This window comes from Pantoea sp. DY-15, from assembly GCF_019795935.1.
Classification (GTDB): Bacteria; Pseudomonadota; Gammaproteobacteria; order Enterobacterales; family Enterobacteriaceae; genus Pantoea; species Pantoea leporis.
In genome coordinates, this window is sequence record NZ_JAIMIF010000001.1 from 43,812 (window position 1) to 69,165 (window position 25,354).

Genomic DNA, 25,354 nt, shown 5'->3' on the forward strand with positions numbered 1-25,354 from the left:
CATTTTTTCCTGAACCATCACTCTCGGCAACGAACGAAAGGGCATAAGCTAGCACGAAATCTTATTAGCCATCCAGACATCTGGACGTTATGGCGGCTAAATCTGGTTTGATGGAAAGATTTGGGTTAACCGAGAGGTGTAATCGTATTTATTCAGCGGGATGTGCTGTTTGTAGATTTGCGCAATAAATTGCGCCGCTACGGTATTTACAGCGTTTTATTTCCACACCTTTCACACGTCACTTTTGTAGCGGCGCAATTTATTGCGCAATAATTCGCAGGCATAAAAAAACCCGACCGAAGTCGGGTTCATCGCGAAAGCGCAATCTTACGCTTTTTCTGGCACCACGCTGAGCAGCGCGGTCAGCAGTTTCCAGTACAGACCCACGCTTTCGATGTGAACCTGCTCATCCGGCGAATGCGGGCCGGTGATGGTTGGGCCAATCGATACCATATCCATGTTTGGATACGGCTTCTTGAACAGACCACACTCCAGACCGGCGTGAATCACCTGAATGTTCGGCGTTTTACCAAACAGCGCTTCATAGGTTTTGCGCGTTAGCGCCATCACCGGTGAATCGGCATCAGGCTGCCAGCCCGGATAGCCGCCTTTAGGTGCGCTTTTCGCCCCGGCCAGATCGGCCAGCGAGGTCAGCACTTCAACCACCCAATCTTTACCGGTATCGATCAGTGAACGAATCAGGCAGATGATTTCGGCATTGTCCTGATCCATGGTCACCACGCCGACGTTCAGCGAGGTTTCCACCACGCCTTTCGCCACGTCAGAGTTACGAATCACGCCGTTTGGCGTAGCGTTTAGCAAATTAAGGAAACGATCGCGGCTGTCAGCGTTCAGCGCCTGGCCTTGATGCGCCAGCGCTTCGGTGACCACGGCGATGTTCTTCTCTTTAATGCCCAACTCGTTCAGCAGCGTCGCCTGGAAATGTGCCGCAGCAGATTTCAGTGCATCAACCTTATGACTGTCGATCGCCAACGTAGCAAAAGCTTCACGCGGGATAGCGTTACGCAGCGTACCGCCGGTGAATTCGATCAGACGAACATCGAGTTCACGCGCGTGCAGCGCCAGAAAGCGTGCCAGCAATTTGTTGGCGTTGCCGAGACCATGATGAATGTCGGCACCAGAGTGACCGCCTTTCAGGCCTTTCAGCGTGAGCTTCAGGGTTTCATAGCCCGCAGGAATCGCTTCACGCGTCAGCGGCAGGGTGGTGATGAAGTCGATACCACCGGCGCAACCCATGTAGATCTCACCTTCCTCTTCCGAGTCGGTGTTGATCAGAATGTCGGCCTGCAGCCAGTTCGGCTGTAAACCAAAGGCGCCGTCCATACCGGACTCTTCGGTCATGGTCAGCAGCACTTCCAGCGGACCGTGGATCAGGCTGTTGTCAGCCAGCACCGCCAGCGCAGACGCCATACCAATGCCGTTATCCGCGCCCAGCGTGGTGCCGCGCGCTTTCACCCATTCGCCATCAACATACGGCTGAATCGGATCTTTGGTGAAGTCGTGCACCGTGTCATTGTTCTTCTGCGGCACCATATCGAGGTGCGCCTGCAGCGCCACCGGCGTGCGTTTTTCCATACCGGCGGTAGCGGGTTTACGAATCAGGATGTTGCCAACCTGATCGCGCTCAACCCACAAACCTTGCTCTTTTGCCCAGCCGACAACGTGTTCGGCCAGTGCTTCTTCGTGGTAAGAAGGGTGCGGAATGGAACAGATTTTGGCAAAAATATCCCACAGCGGTTGGGGTGAAAGTTGCGACAATTCAGACACCATGCATCTCCTGTGTCAGCGTGGCGGACATACCGCACGCACGCGGGTTTCCAGTAAAAATCGTCGTCAGAACATCTGACGTGATGGGCCTGAGAATATCACTGTTTCTCGCCGGGTGCGTAATCAGCCGCGCTAAAAACCTGCAACCAGTAAGACATATGCTGGTTTTTAAGGCGTCAGATCCTTATAATCTCGCGCAACCTTTTCCCCCTTGCATATTTTTTAAGCCAAGTTTCTTGGCCGGGATTCCTTTATATGAGCGAAAAATACGTCGTAACCTGGGACATGTTGCAAATCCATGCCCGTAAACTGGCCCAGCGCCTGCTTCCTGTGGAACAGTGGAAAGGTATCATCGCGGTGAGCCGTGGTGGTCTGGTTCCGGCATCGCTGCTGGCGCGTGAACTCGGTATTCGCTACGTCGATACCGTGTGCATCTCCAGCTACGATCACGATCATCAGCGCGAAATGAAAGTGCTGAAGCGTGCCGAAGGCGACGGTGAAGGCTTCATCGTGATTGATGACCTGGTGGATACCGGCGGCACCGCGCAGGCGATCCGCGACATGTATCCTAAAGCGCGTTTCTGCACCATCTTCGCTAAGCCAGCTGGCCGTGCGCTGGTGGACGACTACATTGTCGATATCCCGCAGAACACCTGGATCGAGCAGCCTTGGGACATGGGCGTGGTCTACATCCCGCCAATCGTCAAAAGCTAATTGATGCATCGCAAACAACGCCCGGTTATGCCGGGCGTTGTGCTTTCTGCGCCTCGCGCGCGTATGACGGGTGCAGTACACTCTTAGCCATCGCCACGTTGTTGGCAGGAGAATAGCTGAGATGTCTGATAAAAACCTGAGCGAAGAACTGTTCAAACCGCGTTTTAAACACCCGGAAACCTCCTCATTAGTGCACCGCCAGCATCACGCCGCCGTGCAGGTGCATAACGCCCTCGAAGGGGATACGCAGCGCGGCTGGTATCGCATGCTGAACAAGCTGCTGTGGACGTGGCGCGGTCTGTCGCCGCAGGAGATCAGCGAAGTGCTGGCGCGTATCGCGGTGAGCGAGTTCGAACGCACCAATGAAGCCTTGCTCGATACCGTGATTGGCTATCGCGGCGGCAACTGGAATTACGAGTGGTCGAAGCAGGCGGCGATCTGGCAGCAGCGCGCGTTAGAGAGCGAAAACCATGATGATGCAGGTCAGCATTGGCTGCACGCCGCCAATCTGTTCAGCCTCGCGGCTTACCCTTACATCAAAGGCGACGAGCTGGCCGATCAGGCGCAGGTGCTGGCCAATCGCGCCTACGAAGAGGCCACGCAGCGTCTGCCGGGCGAACTAAAATCCCTGACTTTTCCGATGAGCGGCGGCAGTCCGGTGACGGGGTTCCTGCATATGCCCGCGCAAGCCGAAGCGCCGTATCCCACCGTGCTGCTGTGCGGCGGCCTTGATTCGCTGCAGAGCGATCACTATCGCCTGTTCCACGACTATCTCGCGCCGCGCGGCATCGCCATGCTGACGCTGGATATGCCATCGGTAGGATTTAGCAGCAAATGGATGCTGAATCAGGACACCAGCCAGGTGCATCAGCAGGTGCTGCGTGAACTGAGCAATGTGCCGTGGATCGATCACACCCGCGTGGCGCTGCTGGGCTACCGCTTCGGAGCCAACGTGGCGACACGTCTGGCCTATCTGGAAGTGCCGCGAGTACGCGCGGTAGCGACGCTGGGAGCCATGGTGCACAGCGTGTTTGTGGATGCGCAACAGCAGCAACAGCTGCCGGATATGTACATGGATATGCTGGCGAGCCGTCTCGGTATGTCCTCAACCTCCGACAGCAATCTGCGCACTGAACTCAATCGCTACTCGCTGAAGGTGCAAGGCTTACTCGGCCGTCGCACGCCAACACCGATGTTGGCGGCTTACTGGCCGGATGATATTTTCGGTCCGGAAGCGGACGCGCAGCTGATCGCCAACTCCTCGTCGCAGGGCAAGGCGCTGGCGATTCCCGCCAAGCCGGTATTTGCCAGTTTCGACAAAGCGTTGAATCAAATTTGTGACTGGCTGGAAAAACAGTTGAAAGGCTAACTGGCGAAATCTCTGAACTCTGCTACTACTTATATCCGGGATTTTCCATTTTTATGTTAATGGAAAGCTGGAAGTGCAATTTAAAGGGTTAAGGGAAAAGAGATGACATTACCGAGTGGTCACCCCCGTAGTCGCCTGCTTAAGCGCTTCACCGAATTGGGGCCGTATATCCGTGAAGGCAAATGTGAAGAGACACGCTTCTTCTTCGATTGCCTCGCAGCCTGTGTCAACGTCAAGCCTGCACCAGAACTGCGTGAGTTTTGGGGCTGGTGGATGACGCTGGAAGCTTATGAAGATCACTTCACATACGAATATCATTTTGGCCTGTTTGATAAAGCGGGTGATTGGGGCGCTGCGACTATTAAAGGCAAAGAGAACAATGCCAAAGTGGAAAGCACGCTGCGTAATTTCCATGAGCGTCTGAAAGCGATGCTGCTGGAACAGAAACTCGATCTGCGCCCGGCGGAAGGCTTTAAAGAAGAGCCGGTGAAATTGAGCGCCTGACAGGCATTTAAGGGTTTAAAAAGGAAAGAGCCGGTGATGAGCCGGCTCTTTTTTTATAGACACAATGAGGGTAAAGATAAATTAGAATTGATAAGTCAGGCCAACCGCCACAACGTCATCGTTGTTCAGGTTCAGCTTGTTGTTGTCATCCAGCTGGTTGATTTTGTAATCCACGAAGGTCGACATGTTTTTGTTGAAGTAGTAAGTCATGCCCACGTCGATGTATTTAACCAGATCCTCGTCACCGATCCCTTCGATGTCTTTGCCTTTGGTCTGGATATAGCCGAGGGACGGACGCAGGCCGAAGTCGAACTGATACTGCGCCACCACTTCGAAGTTCTGCGCTTTGTTAGCAAAACCGCGGGTGCCGATTGGCGTCATGTTGCGGGTTTCGGTGTAGATAGAAGCCAGGTAGATGCTGTTAGCATCATACTTGATACCGGCGCCCCATGATTCCGCTTTATCACCGCTACCCAGCGCTTGCAGCTGCTGCTGGTTAGTACGGTCAGAAGAGGTGATCGCCGACATCAGGCTGATGCCGGTGTCAGCGATGGTGTAACCCAGTGACGCACCGTAACCGTCGCCGTTTTGACGCGACGTATCGGTGATGCTGCCACGAGCGTTGGCGCTGGTTGAATCGTTTTTGCCCTGATATTGCAGCGCGAAGCGCAGGCCATCAACCAGACCAAAGAAGTTGCTGTTACGGTAAGTGGCTACGCCAGTTGCACGCGCAGTCATGAAGTTATCGGTACGCGCGGTACCGTCACCGCCGAACTCTGGGAATACGTCAGTCCAGGCCTCGACGTCATACAGCACGCCGTAGTTACGACCGTAGTCGAATGAACCGTATTGGCCGAATTTCAGACCAGCAAAGCCCAGACGGGTTTTGTTGCCTGCGTTGGCATCAGAACCTTCAGAATTATTCGCGTTGTACTGATATTCCCACTGACCGTAACCGGTCATCAGGTCATTAATCTGCGTCTGGCCTTTGAAACCGATACGCACGTAAGATTTGTCACCGTCGCTTGACGCGTTATCGCTGAAGTAGTGTTCAGCTTTAACACGGCCGTAGAAGTCCAGTCTATTACCGTCTTTGTTATACACTTCTGCGGCGTTTGCGGTGGAAGCCAGTGCCAGCGCTGATACAACTAATGCCAGTGTGCTCTTCTTCATTTTGCTATCAATCCCAATGAGTAAAATTTGTTGTACCCGTGAAAGGTTTTGTAAAACACCGACTTTTTACCGGTTGGTGATGAACGTTTTATGACAGTTTTTCGGCTTTCTTGTTAATCGCGAACTTTTGGTCTACCGCATTGTCAGGGGATTTTTGTGCTTTTCCCCTTGCTGTTGTTGGCTTCCTTGCTCACTCCTGATAAAACGTCCCTTCGCAGATTTTTTTCTTACATGGCAGGAAAAACATGAGTGGCAGTCAGACCCTTGTGGTCAAGTTGGGTACTAGCGTCCTCACCGGCGGTTCACGCCGGTTGAATCGGGCGCACATGGTGGAGTTGGTTCGTCAGTGTGCGCAGTTGCACGCCGCGGGCCATCGCATTGTTATCGTTACCTCTGGCGCCATTGCCGCCGGACGCGAACACCTTGGTTACCCCGAACTGCCGCCTACCATCGCCTCAAAGCAGCTGTTGGCTGCGGTGGGGCAGAGCCGTTTGATCCAGCTGTGGGAACAACTGTTCTCAATTTACGGCATTCACATCGGGCAGATGCTGTTGACGCGCGCTGATATGGAAGACCGTGAACGTTTCCTTTATGCGCGAGACATGCTGCGCGCGCTGCTCGACAACCACATCGTGCCGGTGATTAACGAGAACGATGCGGTGGCCACTGCTGAAATTAAAGTGGGCGACAACGACAATCTGTCGGCGCTGGCGGCGATGCTGGGCGGCGCGGATAAACTGCTGCTGCTGACCGATCAGCAAGGGTTGTTCACCGCCGATCCGCGTACCAATCCGGAAGCGGAGCTGATCAGCGACGTGCACCAGATCGATGATGCGTTACGCACCCTCGCGGGCGGCAGCGTGTCGGGCCTGGGAACCGGCGGCATGGCGACCAAGCTGCAGGCGGCGGACGTCGCTTGTCGCGCGGGGATCGATGTGATCATCGCCGCCGGCAGTCGTCCGGATGTGATCAGCGATGTGCTGTATGGCAAACCGGTCGGTACGCGTTTCCACGCGCAGCAATCGCCACTGGAAAACCGTAAGCGCTGGATCTTCGGCGCACCGCCGGCGGGCGAAATCACCATCGATGATGGTGCGCTGGCCGCGATGCTGGAGCGCGGCAGTTCGCTGCTGCCAAAAGGCATTCGTGACGTGCAGGGCAACTTCTCGCGCGGTGAAGTGATCCGCATTCGCAACCTGCAAGGGCGCGATATCGCCCACGGCGTCACGCGCTATAACAGCGATGCCATGCGCATGATTGCCGGTCATCACAGCCAGGAAATCGGCGAGATCCTCGGTTACGAATATGGCCCGGTAGCGGTGCACCGCGACGATATGATCGTCAGTTAAGGAGCAGATAATGTTAGAAGAGATGGGTAAAGCGGCGCGCGCTGCGTCGTACAAACTGGCAGAACTCTCCACCGAACAAAAAAATCAGGTGCTGCTCACCATCGCCGATCGTCTGGAAGCGGAAAGCGCGGACATCCTGGCGGCGAACGAGCAGGATTTGGCGGATGCACGCCAAAATGGCATGAGCGAAGCGCTGCTCGATCGCCTGACACTCAACCCGCAGCGTCTGAAAGGCATTGCCGATGATGTGCGTCAGGTGTGTCGCCTGGCCGATCCGGTGGGGCAATTGATGGATGGCGGCCAGCTTGATAGCGGCCTGCGCATTGAACGTCGTCGCGTGCCGCTGGGTGTGGTTGGCGTGATTTATGAAGCGCGTCCTAATGTCACTGTTGATGTGGCATCGCTGTGCCTGAAAACCGGCAACGCGGCGATTCTGCGCGGTGGCAAAGAGACTTATCGCACCAACGCCGCCACCGTGCGCGTGATCCAAAATGCGCTGACCCAGCACGGTTTACCGGCGGGCGCGGTGCAGGCGATTGAAAACCCGGATCGTGAACTGGTGAATCAGCTGCTGAAGCTCGATCGCTACGTCGATATGCTGATCCCGCGCGGCGGTGCAGGTTTGCACAAGCTGTGCCGTGAAAACTCCACCATTCCGGTGATCACCGGCGGCATCGGCGTGTGCCATCTCTATCTCGATGAAACCATGGAGACCGAGGCCGCGCTGGAGGTGATCGTCAATGCCAAGAAGCAGCGGCCAAGCGCCTGCAACTCGCTAGAAACGCTGCTGATCCATCGCGATCAGGCGGACACCTTCATTCCGGTATTTCTGCAACGTATGGCGCAAGAGAAGATTGCGCTGCACGCCGACGAAAATGTGCTGGCGCTGCTGCAAAACGGTGCTGCCGAGGTGGTGGCGGTGCAAGCGGAAAATTATGATGACGAATGGTTGTCCAACGATCTGAACGTCAAGCTGGTGGCGGATATTGATGAAGCCATCGCGCATATCCGTGAGCACGGCACGCAGCACTCTGATGGCATTCTGACGCGCAGCATTGGCAACGCCAATCGCTTCGTCAACCAGGTTGACTCATCGGCGGTATACGTTAACGCCAGCACACGCTTCACTGACGGCGGCCAGTTTGGTCTCGGCGCCGAAGTGGCGGTCAGTACGCAGAAGCTGCATGCGCGTGGTCCAATGGGACTTGAAGCGCTGACCACCTACAAATGGATAGGGTGGGGCGACGATACGCTACGTCGCTAATGTTCGCTCCTGCATGATAATGGGCACCGAAAACGGTGCCCATTTTTTTCGCTTTCGATCCAGTTATTCCAAGAGCTTTTTGATTTATTTCTGTCATCTATGGCGGGCTCGCGGCTTTTCACCCATTTTTTCCTTTAGATGCTGGTCTTATTGCTACAGAACAATCCTGAAAACCCCTGTCAGAACAAGCGATATGGCACTGAACACTGGTTTCGCCCTAACCGAAGGGGATAATGATTGTCCAGCTTCATTGATAAAAGCGGTTGGGTAGTAAACTGCCGGTAATATAAAATGAACTGGTAGCAAAAATGAAAATAACATTCAGTCTTTTACTGAAGGCAGATTATTAACTGATGGTTAAAAAAGAAAGTACGAGACAAGCATTCACTGCCAGGCTGATTGCCGCATGCGAAAGCGCGGGAATTGTCGGACATGGACGGAATAAACAGGTTGCGCTGGCTCTGCAAGAGAGGGGATGCAAGATCTCAACGCCGGGGGTGTGGAAATGGTTTAACGGGCAATCGATCCCCGATGATAATAATTTACTGGCTCTCAGCCAGTTACTCGACGTGCGCGTGGAGTGGCTGCAATTTGGCATGGAAAAACCAGCCGCCTTGCTGACGCAGCGCAGTCTGGTGAACCCAAAACATCTGTTTCGCGTGGAGAGTCTGGATATCGGCCAGCACGGTGTGCGCAGCGGCTCTTCGCGCGATGAACTGGTGGAAACCATTCAAGCCATTGAATATGGGCTGGAAGAGGCGCGGGTGCTGTTTAATGGCCGCCCGGCGGAAAATATTCGCCTCATCGCGCTGAACAGCGATTCGATGGCCGGCACCTTTGCGCCGCGCGATCAGCTGTTTGTTGATATCAGCGTGCATCGCTTCGATGGCGATGGCATTTACCTGTTCACGCTTGACGATCAGCTCTATCTCAAACGCCTGCAACTTCAGCACAAAAAGGTCGCGGTGATCTCCGATAACAAGCGCTATGAAACCTGGTATCTCACGCTGGAAGAAGCCAGGACACTGCAAGTGGTGGCACGGGTGATCATGAGCCAGGCGCGGGATTATCAAATCCTGGGCTGATCACAAAACGTCAGATTGCGGCAAAAAAATATTTTGGCTGAAATCATTAATTTAACTGACGGTAAATAAAAAATTAACCATTGGTGTTTGCCAATGCATTAGAACCTGTTAATAATTTGAGCATGGATGGACAACATACCTGCTCACGGATGAGCCCGCTCTTAAACAATTGAGGCGCTGCACAAGCGCGATACATACCATCCAAAGTTAGTGAACTTTGGGATGGGGTGGATACGCACTTTGCAGCGTTGTCAGTTGCCCTCTGATTTTCACTCTCCTCTACTTCACCCTGGCCGCGAAAGCAGCCGGGTAAGTTGACGTCGGGTATTTTCCAGAGGAACAGCGAACGCGTCGGCATCAGCCGAATTGCCGTGCCTGCCACCCCATCGCCAAAGACTCATTAACAGGAGGAGTTATGGCGATCATCCAGTACGGAAAGTCAGTATTTTCAGGCAATGCACGCACGCGCCGCCATCGGCGACGCCAGTCCCTCAGCCTTAAGCGCAGCATCGACAGCGCACTCGGCATCGAATACGAAAACGTCACCTTGCGCACCGCTGAACGCATCTGCCAGCGCCAGACGCTGTCGCGTGTTGACAGCGCCGTGCTAGCGCCCGTTCGTGTTCAGCAGGCACAACCCAGCTTTGATAACTGCTGTCTGCCCCACGTCTATTTGTATGCCGTGCGTTAATCCTGCATCACTTTCCCCAGTTTTAAACGGAACGTTCCATTGTTGCTCACTGTTTAACCATTCTTGAGCGTTTCGCTTATATGAAAACGCGCTCAATGTCGTAAACGATCAGCAGGATTTATGTTTTTTGCCGTTTTGCGCAGCCATTTTCAGGCTGTTGCGCCCCGTCAAAGAGGAATTTCTATGAGCCAGATTATTGCCATCCTGAATTTTGAAGAGGGTTATCGCGAAGCGCCTTACCTCGACTCTCTGGGTTTTCCCACGGTCGCTGGCGGCATTCGCATCGGCCCCAAAGGGGCATCGCTTAGCAACTACATCTTCCAGGTGCCGCGTCCCGTCGGCGATGTGTGGAAGCAGTGCATTGTCGAGGGCAAGGTGCAGCAGATGCATCAGCGTGCGCTGGTGCAGCAGGCGCTGGCCAAATGCAATGAGGCGCGCAGCGATGTGCTGATCAGCATGGGATATCAGCTGGGGGTGGATGGGCTGGCGATGTTTCGCGGCATGCTCACCGCCATCACGCAGGGCGATTTCAACAGCGCGGCCAACGCCATGCTCGACAGCCTGTGGGCAAGACAAACGTCGGGTCGCGCACGGCGCCATGCCGAAGTGATGCGCAGCGGCACCTACGACATCTATCGGGGGCTGCTATGAATCTGAAACTGCTGATTTTTGTCACCGCGGTGCTGGCAGTGATTGTGGTGGTGTTGGTGATGCAGCGCTTCACCACGCTAGAGTTCGTGAAACATGCGCGGCTGTTATTCAAAACCTGGTCGGTATGGCTGGCGTCGCTCGGTTCGATGCTCAGCGCGTGGGTGCAATCATTTCCCACCGCTGCGCTTGATGCCTGGAACAGCATGCCGCCCGACGTGAAAGCGATTCTGCCGCACAACTATCTGGGGCTGATTGGCGCCTTTATGGTGGCGATGGGCGTGATTGCCCAATTCATCCGCCAGAAAGGCCTCAACCAGCAGAAAAATGCGATGGAGGAAAAAGTATGACATTGCTCATGACATTGTTCGGCGGTAGCTGGCACTGGGTTGCCGCGCTGGCGGGCGTCATCGCCGCGCTGGTTGCCAGCTACTTCGGTGGCAAGAAAATCGGCAAGGTGCAGCAAGCATCCCAGGCCGCCGTCGAGCGCGCCGATAAAGCCGCGGCGCAAGCGGTAGCGGTTAACCAACAGCAGCAACTGCTGCGCGAGGAGGCCAAACGTGTGGAAGCCAGCAACCTTAATCTTGATGACGCTGCTGCTCGTGACAAGTTGCAGCAATCGAAGTACCACCAGCCCTGAATCTCCCGTCGTCATCGACTCAGCCTGCACCCTGTTTTCCCCGATTTACACCCACGGCAATGACGCCGAGCGAATGGACGTTCGCACCGTGCGCGCCATCAACAACCACAACGATCTTTGGGATCAGCACTGCGGCCAGCCGGCTCAGTAACGCTGCTCTCATGCATTTGCATTACCTACCCGAAAAGCCGAGGAGGCTATGATGATCGAAGTTAACTCTTATGCAGAACTGCGCACCACTGTACCGGCCAAAAACGGCGATTTGGCATTCTTACGTCGTTACAACGCGGACTCCACCTTCCACGGTGGCGGTGATTTTACCGGTTTTATCGGCACCACCACGGCGGTAGAAGATGGCGGTACGCTGGTGATCGGTAACGGTTTTTACTGGAAACGCGTGATTAACGATCCCACCGAAATCAACGTTTATCACTTCGGTGCCAAAGGCGACGGTTACGCCAACGATACCGAGGCGTTTAACCGTATGCTGGCGTGGACGCAAAGCTACTCAGGCAACATCACCGCATTACCGGTACGTTTCCCTGGCGGTCGATTCCTGATTAGCCCCATCGACATCAGCGGTACCGAGCGCGCTTTCTTCGGTTTGCAGGGGGATGATGTCGAGCTGGGTTCGCTGCCGCGCACCACCATCATTTCCGACAAAAGCGCCAACACGGTGTTCAAGGTGAAGGCGCGTCGTACCTCAATCCGCGGTATTGCGTGGAACGGCCAGGCATCTGCCGACATCACCACCAACAAAAGCACCATCACTGCCGATATGTGCAGCAACGTGCAGCCGTTCTTCGAAAACACCTGTATCGAAGGCACCACCGTCAATATTTACTGTTTCCGCGCGCAGAATAACGGCGGTACGGTAATCAAAGTGCTGGATACCCTCGACAGTAAATTCGACCAGATTTACACCCTGTATACCTACGGACGCGTGTTTGATGTCGGCTGGTCAAACTCGCCAAAAGGCGCGTGGGATCACTCCACGGCGATTGAGCTGTGTAACTGTAACTTCCAGACCGGTTATGGCGACGCCACGCTCTACATGCCGCGCGTGACGCAGGGGATTATTCGCAACGTGTGGATTGAGCACACACGTAATCCGGGCGATCTCTCCGACGGCGGCTGGACGGTGGATACGCTGAACATTGAGGATTGCGGCACGCCGTTGAATCTCAACAATGCGCGCGTGGTGATCCGTCAGCTCAATCTGCAATCCGGCGCAAAACTCAGCCTGGATGCGGCGGCTGGACGTTGGTTATCCACCTTTGAATACGGTTATCGTCGCGACGAGAACTACGGCACCTTTATGACCGGATCGCTGCGCGCGGGCTACTTCAGCGGCTACAAAATTACTAATAACACCGATACCGATAACTGGTATCGCGTCGGGCAGCTGTTCTTCCCGAACGCTAACCAGCAGTGGGTAATGGAGTTTATTGGTAAAGCGGATGCCACTCAGCCAACGGGCACCGCCGGTTCACCGGTCAACGTGGCGGCGACCGGCAAAACCTGGGTCAATCTGCAGCGTCTGGAAACGGTGTGGGCTGATGCCTATCACATGGGACAACCTGCGGTGCTGGATATCCGCTACAGTCGCGTCGGCACTACCTATGCGGCGGTGTGGGTAAAACTGCGCGCCAACAGCGGCGACACCATGATGAACCTGAAATGCACCGGCCCTACGCGTTTCGATACCGGTTCCTGCTCGCTGTTCCAGCAGGACTTCTCGGTCGTGACCGATACCACCAAACTGGGCGGTTTCAAACCGGCGGCGCGTTTCGGGCTGCATAACGGTTTGGCCGGCATTGGCGCGAACGAGAAAGGGGTGCTGACGGTCGCGACGGCGGCCGGTACGCCGACCAACAAAACCGCGCCTACGGGCTTTGTGCTGGTCAACATTAACGGTGTCGATCGTAAACTTCCTTATTACGATTGAGGTCCAGCATCTTTTTGGCGAGGCTTCGGCCTCGCCTTTTTTGTTTAAAGAATACATTTACCCCATTTTAAAAATTATATTGCCAACTATATATTTGTAATTGATGTTTTTTATAATAAATCTAGATTTTTTTTCGGATGTCATGAAATAATGGTTGGTTACAGGGATGTGTTTATTTAAATGAAATGTGAAGTGTGTGCCTGTTTAAAATTATTTTTTTTCGATGGGAAGAGTTGTAAGGTGGTTTTAAAAAAGGATCTTAATTTTTATTTTTTTAATTTAATTTAATTTAATTTAATTTATTGTTTGATTTCTGTGTTTAGGGTTTTTGGGCGGAATATTTTTCCATGAAATAATGAGCTCAATCAGTACGTTTTTATGGATTTGACGGTTACTTAATTATATGGTGTTGCATAAAAGGCCAGATGTCCTCAACTATTGAGTTGACTATTTGTTGCAGATGTTCTGCTGATAGATTCTCACCTTCTAAAACACCAGGTTTTTCAAATGCTTTTTGCACAGCTTCTGATATGACTCTATTTTTTTCTCTTTCATAAGATATGTCAATTGCAAGAGGCATGACTTGATCAAATGCTTCGATGACCTTTTGAGTTGAATAGCTTTCATAATTATATGCTTTCTTAATGTCATTAATTGTTATTGCTTTTAAATCAACATGTAAATTAAGTTCAATTCCTGTTACAGGATTTATCGCATAGGTTTTGCTAATTTCTATACCACAATATTGCTCAGAAAGACACGCTATGATTCTTTGAATGCCAAAGTATTCGATATATGCTAGGAGCAGACCTGTAGATTGGCTACTATAAACATGGACGCAATGTAATGGGGTTCTTGGAGGTCTGTTAGTGATTAAATCTTTTGTATAAAAATAACCAAAGCAAGGTTCAGCAGATTTGTATCTCAGATATTGCACTGCTTTATCACAAAACGATGATGCTATACCTGCATCATAAGCTAAAGATAATGCTGTTTTAATTAAAGACCTCCCTGCTTTTGGACCTCCAAAATTTACTTTAAAGCTTAATGGCTCTTTAAGGTATTCATTCTTTGTTTCCCAATTTTTCAAGATTGATTTTTCATCAATGGATTTGTACTTTCTTTTAAGGCCGCCAAGGATTTTTTTGGCTTCTTCAATGTTTCTTGCAGTAATTCTGATTTGATGATTTTTGTCTTGATTTTTTATTTCTAAAGTGGGTTTCGATGGTGACATAACCCCGGAGTGGTGAACAAGATATTCTTTACCACTTATGGTTTTAATTCTTTCTGAAGCGGGGGTTCCTCTTTCTCTTTTAATCATAAATAATAAATTAAAATAGTTAAGCTGATTATTTAATTCAACATCCCAATCTTGTCCAGTTATCCTATTGCAAGTGTTGCAAATGAAGCCTTTTACCTTTTTTCTTCCGCCAATACTGTTGGGTATTATGTGTTCTTTAGTGTCGTTATCATGGGTTATTACTACGTCGCATAATGCACAAATATTCATAACTATATCGATATTTTAATTTTTCATGTTTAACGCATTACTTTAATAAATTTTATAATTAATCTTATCACTAAAATTATTTGATAAAAGAGCGTGAAGGTTCTTTAGTGTTTATTACATGCCATAATATTTTGAACTAAACGAAACAGTCAAAGGTGCTTCATCATATAGGCAACTAACACTAACCTTTAACTTTCTGCGATGATCATAATATGTATGGCAATGCGTTTTTTTTCTGGCTAACTCTACTTCAGATAATCCAATGCTTAGTGCGCCAAGAGGCACTTCGGAGTCAAATTCTTGATTTTGATAATGCGGTGCTGTTCTTTTTAAATCGACTTCAACGTAGCTAATGAAATTTCCTTCTGATTCAAGAAGCATGCGGCAATCATCGGATTCTACAATAATATTCCCTACATCATTAACTTTACATTCAACTGCTTTTTCTGCTTGATTAATGCTCATTCCAATATACTGAAATGGGCGATGAAAAGGTGAGTTCATTATTGATAGGTTTTTGTTGAAAGCTTTATCTATTGCAGTTGATAAATTATTTTTGGTTTTTTCATTTTTCAAAACTGTTTTATTAAAAACCAATCCCATACTATTGACTAACTTTTTAAAAGATTCATCATAATTTTCACCATTCCTAAAATCACCATAAACTTTTCCAAGTAGAAATCCTGGCGGTTCGCAGTCTTTGAACATAATTGGTAGGACTTTTATGTTTCGCCCATTTATTTGTTGGTTCATTGCAACATCTAGTTCATTTACAACCCACGGAGTATTTATAGAGTTTGGTGAAAGAATAACGGCAAAATATTCAACATTATCTATACCATCCCTGATTTTTCTTATTAATGAATCACCAATTTTCATTTCAGCTTCGTCAAGCCAATATCGAACCCCATGGTTTCCTAAATCTTGCGCCAACTTTCTAACAAATTCCTTGTCACTATGATTATGGCTTAAAAAATACTTGTGTTCATTTGTCACCTCAAATCTTTAAAAAATAATTTATATATCGTGAAAAATGTTGTTGTTAATAGGATGAAGGAATCACCTCTTCAATACTGGATTAATAAATCCATTATACGAGATGATTGCCACAAAAAAACAATATGCATGCAAGGACGTCATCTGATGCAATGTTTTTTCAGCAAGAACCTTAAAGATCTGAACATGTCTCTCTTCTATACCTTCTTCATAATCCCTTCGAAAATCTGCTTCATACTGTAGTATCAAAATCGCCGAGTGAGAAGTTCGCGCCGGATAGCTTATCAGTTTGGGACTTGTTACTAATAATAATCAATATAAAATTTGATGTGCGCTTGCATGTGCATTATTATGTACATAATAAATATGTTTTTTGAGGTGGCTATGGAACGTATCCTTGCGGAAAAATCTATTAACATCACAGAGTTAAGGAAAAACCCTGCAAAATATTTTATTGATGAGCCGGTGGCTGTTCTCTCTAATAACAAACCCGCTGGCTATATGATAAGTGCCGAGGTGTTTGAGGAGTTGATTGATTTATTGGAAGAAAAGCAGGGAAGAGTTCATACCGCAGCGCGATTTAGGCCGAATGCCGATCGGTTGAGTGATATTGCGGAAAAAGGGCAGGCACTGTTACAAAATGCCACTGATAAGGATCTAACTGAGTTCACGGAATGAGCATTAGGGTTTTCAAATCAACATTGATCCGTCAACAATTGAGTCAGGCTGAACTTGATGATTTGGCGGCTGATTTTTTATCCTACAAGCAAGACGGCGTGCTGCCAGATAACTTTGGTCGTGATGCGCCTTACGATGACGACCGAACCTATCCTTTAGTAAAAGAAGAGCAGGTGGCTCACATTCATCTTGCCGATGCGGATGCACTTTTTCCAAAGTTCTTACGTCAGTTCAAACGGACCAGCGACCAGGCACATCTGGTTTACTGCCAGGGTGCGATGGATCCTGACGCCTTCTTGTTGATTATCATCCTGAAACCCGAGGCGCATAAAAAGGCGCGCAACAATAACAATATGCACAAGATCGGGATGATGGCCGAAGCGTTCAGGATGAAGCATTAAGTTGGCTATAAGCATTTTGAAAGGGATCGTCATTAATGACGATCCTACAAAACTGCAACGGACAAACGTGGGTCGCCATTTATGGCGACCTGGCTGAACCTCACCCTTTCGGGAAAATCCACACATGGTTTTCCGGCAGCGCCAGATGGCAATGCTGCGGATCGCGGACGTCGGTGCCGTAGGCGCGAATCACAAAATCATCGCCGGAGGTGCGGAACAAATATTCCCAACGATCGCCCAGATACATGCTGGTGAGCAGCGGCAGTTCCAGCTGGTTTTCGCCCGGCCCCTCGACCAGTTTCACCCGCTCGACGCGGATCACCGCCGTGGCTTCCTGGCCGTTTTGCACGCCTGCGCCCGCCAATCCCCACAACGCCCAGCCTTTGCCCTCGATGCGCGCTTTACCATCGCGCAGCTCGGTGATTTTGCCGTGCAGCCGGTTGTTGCTGCCCATAAACTCGGCGGTGAACAGGGTTTTCGGCGAGCCGTACATCTCCTGCGGCGTGCCTTGCTGTTCGATTTTGCCGTTATTGAGCAGCAAAATACGGTCGGAAATCGCCATCGCCTCATTCTGGTCGTGTGTCACCATCAGCGCCGACAAGCCCAGTTTGATGATCAGCTCACGCAGGAACACGCGCGCCTCTTCGCGCAGTTTGGCGTCGAGGTTTGATAACGGTTCATCCAGCAGGATCACCGGTGGGTTGTACACCAGCGCACGACCAATCGCCACGCGCTGCTGCTGACCGCCAGAAAGCTGGTGCGGATGGCGTTTACCAAGGTGGCCTAAACCCAACTGCACCAACACATCCTGCACGCGTTGGGTGATCTCCGCCGTCGCCACTTTGCGCAGCTTTAACGGATACGCCACGTTCTCGAACACGGTTTTGTGCGGCCACAAGGCGTAGGACTGGAACACCAACCCCAGATTACGTTCTTCCGCTGGGATCTCACTGCGCGGCGTGCCGGCGTAAACCGTGTTGTTGCCAATCACAATCGTGCCTTGCGTTGGCTTCTCCAGCCCGGCGACTGCGCGCAGCAGCGTGGTTTTGCCGCTGCCGGACGGACCAAGCAGAGAAACCACTTCGCCGCGCTGCAAATTCATCGACACGCCTTTCAGCACCGGATTGTCGCCGTAAGTTAAGTGCAGGTTCTCGACCGATAATTCAATCATGTAATTTGACTCCAAATCGCAAGGCAATACCCAAACCGACCACGACCAGCAGGATGTTAATAAACGAGAGTGCGGCGACGATATCTATCGCGCCCGCCGCCCACAGGGAAACCAGCATGGAGCCGATGGTTTCCGTGCCGGGCGAGAGCAGGTACACGCCGGTGGAATATTCGCGCTCGAAAATCAGGAACATCAGCAGCCATGAGCCAATCAGGCCGTAACGGGATAACGGAATAGTGACGTGACGCGTGATCTGTCCGCGCGTGGCGCCGGTGCTGCGCGCCGCCTCTTCCAGTTCCGGCCCGACCTGCAGCAGCGTGGAGGAGATCAGACGCAGGCCATACGCCATCCACACCACGGTATACGCCAGCCAGACGCTGAAGATGGTGCTGCGCAGTGACCGCAGCCAGACGATCAGGTTATCGCGCAGCCACTGCGACCAGACGAAATCAGACAGCCAGCCCGATTTGAGCGAGTTATCCAGCCACATCGGCAGGAACAGGAACACCCAGAGAAACGCCAGGCCGGCCAGCAAGCCCGGCACCGCACGCGGCACCAGCACGCTGTAGTCGAGAAAGCGCGTGGTGTTATCGGGTTTGCGGTGCATGGCGATACCGATAAACAGATAACACACCACCGCCAGCGCGCCGCCAATTACCCCAATCGCCATCGAGTTGACGATGGCGCGCAGCAGATTAGGCTGCGCCCAGATGGTCTGGAAGGTTTTGATCGACAGCTCATCCCAGAGCGAGACGCCAACGCCCCAGTTTGAGATAAACGCACGCAGCACCACGCCCAGCAGCGGCACGCCAATGGTCACCGTCAGCCAGAAGGCGACAACCGCGCCCGCCACCCAGCGCCATTTGCCCAGCGGCAGCGCACGCGCCTGCGAGGCTTTACCTTTCACGGTGACAAAGCGATTGGCGGTGCGCATCAGGCGGCGTTGCAGCATCACCAGCGGAATGGTGATACAGATCAGCACCACCGCTACGGCGGCCATCAGATGATAAGAAGGCGTGCCGAGTTTATTAGTCAGTTGGTAGAGATAGGTAGCCAACACCATGTTGCCTTCGGGATCGCCCAGCACCAGCATCAGGCCGAACACCTCCAGCCCGAGGAAGAACAGCAGCACGGTGGCATACAGCATCGAAGGACGCACCATCGGCAAGCTCACCGCCGTCATCACCTGCAGCGGTGTCGCACCCGCAATACGCGCCGCTTCTTCCACATCCGATCCCACGCTGCGCAGCGCAGAAGAGATATACAGATAGGCGTGCGGGACGTGCGTTAGCCCGGCGATCACTACGATGCTCGACATGTCGTAGATATTCCACGGCACAAAACCGAACAGCGATTGTGCCCACAGCGAGAAGAATCCCACCGGGCCCGCCGCCACCACGTAACCAAAGCCGAGTACCATCGGCGAGACAAAAATTGGCACGAGGATCAGCGGCTCAATGATGCGTCGGCCGGGCAGATCGGTGCGCACCATCAGAAACGCCAGAATACCGCCCAGCGGAATGGCGATGATCACCAGCCCGAAGGCGAGAATAAATCCGCTGCGCAGCGCTTTATAGAAGTCGGGATCGGTGAAAATAAATTCAAACGACTCGAGGCTCCACGCTTTCGACGGCGAAAAGAACGGGGCGGACAAGAAACTTTGTATGACGATAAACGACAGCGGAACGTAGATAACCAGCGCGGTTATCAGCACCACAACGCCGCGCGGCAGGCTTTGCCACTTTCTCTGCAATGCACGCATATTGAGACCCTGAATGGCGAATCAGATAACAGAAAGAGAAGCGCGACGCAGCGGCCGCGCTTCGGTACTGCCGTTATTTACCGGCGGCTGTGCGCCACTGTTTGATGTAATCCAGACGTTTTTTCGGTTGCAGATATTCCAGCAGGCTTTCATCAACCGGGATCGGTTTCAGCGCGTTACCTAACATTTTGGTCAAGCCATCAATGTCATTTTTGCCTTCAATATCGTTGCGCAGGGAAGGGATGTCGGCCTGATTGGCCAGAATGCTTTGCCCTTTTTCAGACAGCACGTAATCGAGCCACAGCTTAGCCGCATGGCTGTGTTGCGCTTGCTGGCTGATGAACGAGACGCGTGACAGCACCAGCGTGTAATCCTTCGGATAAGCGATGCCCAGCGACGGATCGGTTTTGGCGCGCGCTTCGGCGTAAGAACCCAGAATGTTAAAACCAATCAGGTTTTCGCCGGATGAAACCCTTTCCATCATGGTGCCGGTGGAAGACTGCACGGCTAAACCGCCTTTCGCCACGTCAGCCAGGGTTTTGAAGTAGTTGGGGTCGGCTTTGGCATCCTGTACTGAGAGCATGAAGCCGAGGCCCGATTTCTCAATATCGTAGGTGGTGACTTTGCTCTTAAATTTGTCGGTCTGGCTGGCGATCAGCTTGGCTAACGCAACGTGCGAATCGGGCACGTCACCGGCCGGGATCATGCGCTTGTTGTAGATGAAGACCACCGGTTCGTAGGTGGTGCCGTACGCCTTGTTATTCCACACCGCCCACTTCGGCAGCTGAGCCAGTTCAGGGGATTTGTACTCCTGCGCGTAGTCGGTCGCCAGCTTCAGGCCGGTATCCATTGAGGAGCTCCACACCACATCGCCGCTGGTGCCACCCGAAGCTTGTTCACTGATAAAACGGTTGTACAGCTCGGTGCTGTTCATATCGTTATATTCAACTTTGATGCCGGGATAAGTGGCCTCAAAGCCTTTGACCAGCGGCCCGGCGGCTTTGATGTCGGTGGTGGAGTAGACCACCACTTTGCCCTCTTTGGTGGCGGCATCAATCACGCTTTGGTAGTCCGAAGGGTAACCTTGCGGCGGAGCCGCTACGGCTGACATGGAAACAAACACAGTGGCGGCAATCAGAGACAGAGGGAAAGTGTTCGACATTATAATTAACCTTTTAGTTACATTTGAGGAACTAAAGGTCAACATAGCCGATCGCCTTTTCCACACAAGAGGTGACGGATTGTTATCTTCACGAAGTGTGATTGTTGGCGTCGTTTAGGCAATTAACACCATAAAAACCACAAGTGGCCGCGCGCGGAATTTGCGCGTGATCACAGGATTTTGCGGTACAGCCGTCGCGGGTGGCCGATATTGCCGTACTGCATCTCGACGCCAATAAATCCGATCTCTACGCAATATTCGAGGTAGCGGCGGCCTGTGGTTTTGCTGATGCCGATGTTTTCTACCACCTGTTCAACCGACCAGCTGCTGTGCGGTGCTGCGTTAAAAAAGCCTTTCACCCGTTCCAGCGTAATCGACTCAATGCCTTTGGTGGATGGCGCGGCAGGCGCGTCACTGGCTGGCAGGTTGAACAGCTTATCCAGCGCCTGTTGATCGACATTCTTCATCTGGCGCAGGGTCTGCACCAGCAGCATGAAGCGCTCCAGCGACGCGCGCAGGCGATGGAAAAACACCGGTTTCAGCAGGTAGTCAAAGGCGCCGCTGCGCATCGCGTGGCTACAGGTTTGCATGTCGCTGGCGGCGGTGATGAAAATCACCGAGCACTCAAAACGCTTCAGCAGCGGATCGTCAATCAAGGTTACGCCCTGACCATCCGGCAAATAGTTGTCGAGTAGCAGCAGCCGTGGCTGGTGCGCGGCAATCAGCGCACGCGCCTGCGCCAGCGTGGCGGCAATGCCGACCACGCGCAGATGAAAGTTCTGCTCAATATATTCACGATGCAGATCGGCCAGATGCGGCTCATCTTCCACAATCACCACATCAAGCGGCTTAGCATTATTCATGGGAAAGTCCTGTTAATGCGGCGGGCTGGAACGGAATAAACACCGAGAAGATGGTGCCCTGCGGTGAGTTGTCGCTGATCTCAATGCTACCGCCCGCCTGCTGTACATAACCTGCCGCCAGATAGAGGCCGATGCCGTGCTCAGCACCGAACATATCGTCGTTGCTGGACGGCTTGCTGGTGACGCCTTGCTCAAACAGATGCGGTTTAATGCTGTCATCGATGCCGCAACCCTGATCGGCCACTTCGATTAATAGCTCCTGATTACGGCCAGAAATATACAATTCTATCGGGGCGGCGGGCGTTGTGGCATTGAGCGTGGCGTCGACGGCGTTATCCAGCAGATTGCCAATCACCGACATCAACGCCGTTTCACTCAGCGCGGCAGGAATGCGGCTCAGCTGGCAGGCCGGATCAAATTTCAGCCCCACGCCTTTTTCCCGCGCACTGACATATTTCCCCAGCAGCAGCCCACAGAGCGCGGGCGAGGTGAAGCGCGCCGAGACAAAATCCAGCACCTGCTGCGCGCCAGCTGATTGCGCATGAATGTAGCGCATCGCGTCGTCGTAACGCTGCATCTGTAACAGGCCGACCAGCGTGGCGGTCCAGTTCAGCTGTTCATGGCGCATGATGCGTAAATTATCCGCATAGCGTTTCACCTGGCTTAGCTGGCTGCTCAGCGTATTGATGTCGTTTTTGTCGCGGAAGCTGCATACCCAACCGCCAGGTTCGCCGGGTTCCAGCTCGATTGCCACCCGGTTAACGATCACCTGACGCTGATTGAGCACGGTAACGTGATCGTGGGTTTTCACCTCATGCTGGCGCAAAAACGCCGGATGGATCTGCAACACCTCATCCAGCGGTTTTCCCAACAGTTCACTCTCACTCTGCTGAATATCCAGCAACTCGCGTGCGGCGCGGTTGATGAGAATCAGCTGCCGCTCCGCGTTCACCGCAAACACCCCTTCATACATCGCTTCCAACAGCGCCTTTTGTTGCAGCACCAGCAGGGCGATATCTTTCGGCTCCAGCCAGAACATCTGTTTTTTCAGGTTGCGGCTAAACATCCAGGAAAAGATAAACAGCAGCAACAGCAGCGCCACGCCATACAAACTGGCCTGCCACAGCAGGCTGACGTTGATATTGGCAATATAGGAGGTGAGATAACCCACCGAGACAATGCCAATCACCTGATGCTCGGCATTGAAGATCGGCGCCTTGCTGCGCAGCGATACGCCGATGCCGCCTTTGCGCACCGAAATAATGGTTTTGCCCTGCAGCACCTCGGCATTGTCGCCGCCAATCATCGGTAAATTGAGGCGCTCCGGTGATTCCGAGTGATAGAGATGGTGTTCTTGCGTGTCGCCAATCACGATATAGCTGGCATCACTTTGGTTGCGCAGCGGCTGGATCAGCGCGGCGATGCCGGCGATATCGCGGCGCGCCACTTTCTCCGCCAGGCCGGGCATCAGCGCAATCTCACTGGCCTGCACCCGCGCGCGCTGCCCAAGATCGTGATGCAGTTGGCGATCGATAAAATGAAAAAGAATGGTGCCCAGCAAGGCGAGCAGCAGGCAGGAAAACAGCACCAGCGACAGGAAGAGTTTTACCTGGAAAGATAATCTGCGTTTCATACAACCTGCAGTAAAGAGAAACTGGAGAGAGGCATGGCTGGAGACTAGCACGCGAAAATGCGCACGGTGACAGGCCATCATCAGAGTTGTGAGCTGGCTTCAATCCCGGCGCGGCTTAGGCGCTGGTTTCTGCTGGCACCATGTCATCGATATTCCCATCTTATTCCTGGTATTCGCCTGCTGTGGCGCTAATCAATCGGCAAAAAACCAATTAACCACGGCTAATCTATGCGCTGTTATTTAATCCAGCCTTTCTCTGAGTAAATTCCGGTTTGGCCCGGCAACCATTGACCTTATTACCGCGAGTGGTGAGAATGCCGGGAAAAGTTTTGAATTAGATCGCAAATTTTGGGCTTTAAGCCCGTTGCAGTGCGACCGTAAGCGCCGCACTGAATTAACGCCACTTGCACTCATCGGAACGTGAAAGACGCGCCGAAGTTATAAAAGTGCAGGGCACACAGCAAATATCGTTAATGTCGTGACGTTCGTTGAGAAGGCCCGTCTGTTGATGCACCTACTCAGCCCCGGTCGGCATTTCTTTTTTTTGGTAATGAGCGCGATAAAAACGCCAGCGTTTTTTTACGCTCATTACCAGACAGATAAAAATTTAATTTAAGTTCGCCGTGAATGACGTGGTGACGCTATTAAGCCAAATCACCGCAAGATAAAACGTAACTGGCTGAAAATTAACTGAACTCTTACGAGCGCAGCGCAGCCTTTTTATGCCTGAAAAATGGGTTTATGCGTAGTCAGTAAACAGGTAGCTGCAAGCCTGGGGCGGTAGCCTGCCTGTTTTACCTGACGAAATCAGAATAAATCTGCACGGTTTATTTGGCGATTATCTTATTTAGCGATCTTTTTACAGAGATTTAAAGGCCAGTTTTATTTGACCTGAGGAAACTCTGAAATAGACAGGCAATAAATGTTAAGCCGGGCGCAAGCAACGTGCACTGTTAATCACTTCAATGTTCAGCGAATACTTTTTCCGTCCGCAACTTTTACTCCGACAGAGTCCAGAGGTTATATGCAAAATCCCGTTAACGACGTTTTAATCAGCGTCATCGTGCCGGTGTATAACGCCGCGGCGTATCTGGAGCGATGCATTGACAGCCTGCTACAGCAGGAAGAAAGCCGTTTTGAAGCGATCTTTATTAATGACGGCTCCAGCGATAACTCGCTCGCGATATTACAGAATTACGCCCATTACCCACATTTTCACATTATCGACAAAACCAACGGCGGCGTTTCATCGGCGCGCAATCAGGGCATTCGCGCCTCGCGCGGCAAACTGCTGTGCTTCTTAGACGCCGATGATTTTCTGCCGGCCAGCGCATTTGCCACCTATGTGCGGCTGATGCAAAACAACATCGCCATGGTGGGTGGGGAATCGCAGCACTTCACGCCGCAAGGCGATCCGCTCGATTTCCCGGCCAACAGCAGTGACGTGCGCCAGTTGACCGCTTCGGCGGCGATTAACGATCTGCTCTATTTCAATCCGCGTCACGGCATCTGCGACAAGGTGTTTCGTGGTGATGTGATTCGTCAGCATCAGCTCACCTTTAACGAAGAGATTTATAACTTCGAAGATCTGCTGTTTGTGGTCAATTACCTGCACCTGCAACAGGATCGTCAGGTGATCTTCACCCAGCAGGTGGTTTATCACTATGTGGAATCCACCAACTCCGCCACGCGATCGGCGTTACGCGAAAAGCATTTCTCCTTTGCGCGTTCGTTTAATGGCATGCAGGCGTTTTTATCCGCGCAGCATAGCCGCTGTTATTACCATCTCTATTTAAAAGTGACTTCGTCTTATATCTATAAAGCGCTGCACAGCGACGGATTCAGCCGCGCCTTTATTGATGAATATATTTCGCTCTACCGTCGCAGCTTCAAGTCCTATTTCACATCAGGATTGATGCTCAATCCGTGGAGCCTGTACTTTGCGCTGTTTTTTGTCAGTCCACGACTGGTATCGCGTCTGCGCCGCCTGGCACAGAAATAAACG

At 52.1% G+C, this 25,354-nt stretch carries 24 protein-coding genes; 14 read left to right on the forward strand and 10 right to left on the reverse strand.

Annotated features, from left to right (window positions below; all coding sequences use genetic code 11):
• Positions 1-327: 327 nt before the first annotated feature.
• A complete protein-coding gene (gene pepD, locus K5Y32_RS00235; RefSeq protein ID WP_192415435.1) occupies positions 328-1,788 on the reverse strand; it encodes a beta-Ala-His dipeptidase in 1,461 nt (486 codons plus the stop codon).
• A gap of 255 nt (positions 1,789-2,043) precedes the next feature.
• On the opposite strand from pepD, the gene gpt reads away from it, so the two are divergent.
• From gpt to crl, 3 genes are all read left to right on the forward strand, one after another.
• Complete coding sequence (gene gpt, locus K5Y32_RS00240) at positions 2,044-2,502, forward strand: xanthine phosphoribosyltransferase (protein ID WP_007887137.1); 459 nt, start codon at positions 2,044-2,046, stop codon at positions 2,500-2,502.
• Between the two features lie 121 nt (positions 2,503-2,623).
• Positions 2,624-3,871, forward strand: a complete 1,248-nt coding sequence (frsA, locus tag K5Y32_RS00245) for an esterase FrsA (RefSeq protein WP_222181498.1) — start codon at positions 2,624-2,626, stop codon at positions 3,869-3,871.
• A gap of 102 nt (positions 3,872-3,973) precedes the next feature.
• Positions 3,974-4,375, forward strand: a complete 402-nt coding sequence (gene crl / locus K5Y32_RS00250; protein ID WP_008108946.1) for a sigma factor-binding protein Crl — start codon at positions 3,974-3,976, stop codon at positions 4,373-4,375.
• Positions 4,376-4,456: 81 nt separating this feature from the next.
• Here the strand turns inward: crl and ompC are convergent, their stop codons facing one another.
• Positions 4,457-5,548 (reverse strand): porin OmpC, encoded by a 1,092-nt coding sequence (gene ompC / locus K5Y32_RS00255; RefSeq protein ID WP_222181499.1) that lies wholly within the window; start codon positions 5,546-5,548, stop codon positions 4,457-4,459.
• Between the two features lie 245 nt (positions 5,549-5,793).
• Between ompC and proB the strand changes: the two genes are divergently transcribed.
• The 7 genes from proB (at position 5,794) to K5Y32_RS00290 (ending at position 11,225) form a co-directional block, all read left to right on the forward strand.
• Positions 5,794-6,897 carry a glutamate 5-kinase gene (gene proB / locus K5Y32_RS00260; protein WP_101762515.1) on the forward strand — a complete coding sequence of 368 codons (1,104 nt, stop codon included), beginning with the start codon at positions 5,794-5,796 and terminating at the stop codon, positions 6,895-6,897.
• A 10-nt stretch (positions 6,898-6,907) separates the two neighbouring features.
• Entirely contained in the window at positions 6,908-8,161 is a 1,254-nt protein-coding gene (gene proA / locus K5Y32_RS00265; RefSeq protein WP_222181500.1) for a glutamate-5-semialdehyde dehydrogenase, read from the forward strand.
• Between the two features lie 353 nt (positions 8,162-8,514).
• On the forward strand, positions 8,515-9,246 hold the full coding sequence (locus tag K5Y32_RS00270) for a S24 family peptidase (protein WP_101762513.1): 732 nt from the start codon (positions 8,515-8,517) through the stop codon (positions 9,244-9,246).
• Positions 9,247-9,661: 415 nt separating this feature from the next.
• Positions 9,662-9,937, forward strand: a complete 276-nt coding sequence (locus tag K5Y32_RS00275) for a hypothetical protein (protein WP_110867800.1) — start codon at positions 9,662-9,664, stop codon at positions 9,935-9,937.
• Between the two features lie 183 nt (positions 9,938-10,120).
• Positions 10,121-10,588: a glycoside hydrolase family protein gene (locus K5Y32_RS00280; protein WP_101762511.1), complete on the forward strand. Its 468-nt coding sequence runs from the start codon at positions 10,121-10,123 to the stop codon at positions 10,586-10,588.
• On the forward strand, positions 10,585-10,935 hold the full coding sequence (locus tag K5Y32_RS00285) for a hypothetical protein (RefSeq protein WP_101762510.1): 351 nt from the start codon (positions 10,585-10,587) through the stop codon (positions 10,933-10,935). Before K5Y32_RS00280 ends, K5Y32_RS00285 begins: the two co-directional genes overlap by 4 nt.
• Positions 10,932-11,225 (forward strand): hypothetical protein, encoded by a 294-nt coding sequence (locus K5Y32_RS00290; RefSeq protein WP_110867798.1) that lies wholly within the window; start codon positions 10,932-10,934, stop codon positions 11,223-11,225. Before K5Y32_RS00285 ends, K5Y32_RS00290 begins: the two co-directional genes overlap by 4 nt.
• 19 nt (positions 11,226-11,244) lie before the next feature.
• Here the strand turns inward: K5Y32_RS00290 and K5Y32_RS00295 are convergent, their stop codons facing one another.
• Entirely contained in the window at positions 11,245-11,388 is a 144-nt protein-coding gene (locus K5Y32_RS00295; RefSeq protein WP_222181501.1) for a hypothetical protein, read from the reverse strand.
• A 39-nt stretch (positions 11,389-11,427) separates the two neighbouring features.
• Here K5Y32_RS00295 and K5Y32_RS00300 point away from each other — a divergent pair, with 39 nt between their 5' ends.
• The gene (locus K5Y32_RS00300; protein ID WP_101762507.1) at positions 11,428-13,173 is read left to right on the forward strand and encodes a glycosyl hydrolase family 28-related protein; all 1,746 of its coding nucleotides are present in this window, start codon (positions 11,428-11,430) and stop codon (positions 13,171-13,173) included.
• A 391-nt stretch (positions 13,174-13,564) separates the two neighbouring features.
• Here the strand turns inward: K5Y32_RS00300 and K5Y32_RS00305 are convergent, their stop codons facing one another.
• Entirely contained in the window at positions 13,565-14,683 is a 1,119-nt protein-coding gene (locus tag K5Y32_RS00305) for an HNH endonuclease (protein ID WP_222181502.1), read from the reverse strand.
• 114 nt (positions 14,684-14,797) lie between these two features.
• Positions 14,798-15,679 carry a toll/interleukin-1 receptor domain-containing protein gene (locus K5Y32_RS00310; RefSeq protein ID WP_222181503.1) on the reverse strand — a complete coding sequence of 294 codons (882 nt, stop codon included), beginning with the start codon at positions 15,677-15,679 and terminating at the stop codon, positions 14,798-14,800.
• 384 nt (positions 15,680-16,063) lie between these two features.
• On the opposite strand from K5Y32_RS00310, the gene yafN reads away from it, so the two are divergent.
• Both yafN and K5Y32_RS00320 read left to right on the forward strand, forming a co-directional pair.
• A complete protein-coding gene (yafN, locus tag K5Y32_RS00315) occupies positions 16,064-16,357 on the forward strand; it encodes a type I toxin-antitoxin system antitoxin YafN (protein ID WP_222181504.1) in 294 nt (97 codons plus the stop codon).
• Complete coding sequence (locus tag K5Y32_RS00320; protein ID WP_255602285.1) at positions 16,354-16,758, forward strand: type II toxin-antitoxin system YafO family toxin; 405 nt, start codon at positions 16,354-16,356, stop codon at positions 16,756-16,758. The genes yafN and K5Y32_RS00320 overlap by 4 nt, the downstream gene beginning before the upstream one ends.
• A gap of 100 nt (positions 16,759-16,858) precedes the next feature.
• Here K5Y32_RS00320 and K5Y32_RS00325 read toward each other — a convergent pair whose 3' ends face one another.
• The 5 genes from K5Y32_RS00325 to K5Y32_RS00345 all read right to left on the reverse strand — a co-directional run bounded on the left by K5Y32_RS00325 (position 16,859) and on the right by K5Y32_RS00345 (position 23,349).
• Positions 16,859-17,929, reverse strand: a complete 1,071-nt coding sequence (locus K5Y32_RS00325) for an ABC transporter ATP-binding protein (RefSeq protein WP_222181505.1) — start codon at positions 17,927-17,929, stop codon at positions 16,859-16,861.
• Positions 17,922-19,691, reverse strand: coding sequence for an iron ABC transporter permease (locus K5Y32_RS00330; RefSeq protein ID WP_110867794.1), 1,770 nt, complete (start codon positions 19,689-19,691; stop codon positions 17,922-17,924). Before K5Y32_RS00330 ends, K5Y32_RS00325 begins: the two co-directional genes overlap by 8 nt.
• Before the next feature lie 73 nt (positions 19,692-19,764).
• Positions 19,765-20,853 carry an ABC transporter substrate-binding protein gene (locus tag K5Y32_RS00335; RefSeq protein ID WP_222181506.1) on the reverse strand — a complete coding sequence of 363 codons (1,089 nt, stop codon included), beginning with the start codon at positions 20,851-20,853 and terminating at the stop codon, positions 19,765-19,767.
• Positions 20,854-21,023: 170 nt separating this feature from the next.
• On the reverse strand, positions 21,024-21,716 hold the full coding sequence (locus tag K5Y32_RS00340) for a response regulator (protein WP_110867792.1): 693 nt from the start codon (positions 21,714-21,716) through the stop codon (positions 21,024-21,026).
• Positions 21,709-23,349, reverse strand: coding sequence for a sensor histidine kinase (locus tag K5Y32_RS00345; RefSeq protein ID WP_222181507.1), 1,641 nt, complete (start codon positions 23,347-23,349; stop codon positions 21,709-21,711). The genes K5Y32_RS00340 and K5Y32_RS00345 overlap by 8 nt, the downstream gene beginning before the upstream one ends.
• Before the next feature lie 1,024 nt (positions 23,350-24,373).
• Between K5Y32_RS00345 and K5Y32_RS00350 the strand changes: the two genes are divergently transcribed.
• On the forward strand, positions 24,374-25,351 hold the full coding sequence (locus K5Y32_RS00350) for a glycosyltransferase (protein WP_217547447.1): 978 nt from the start codon (positions 24,374-24,376) through the stop codon (positions 25,349-25,351).
• The last annotated feature ends 3 nt before the right edge of the window (positions 25,352-25,354 follow it).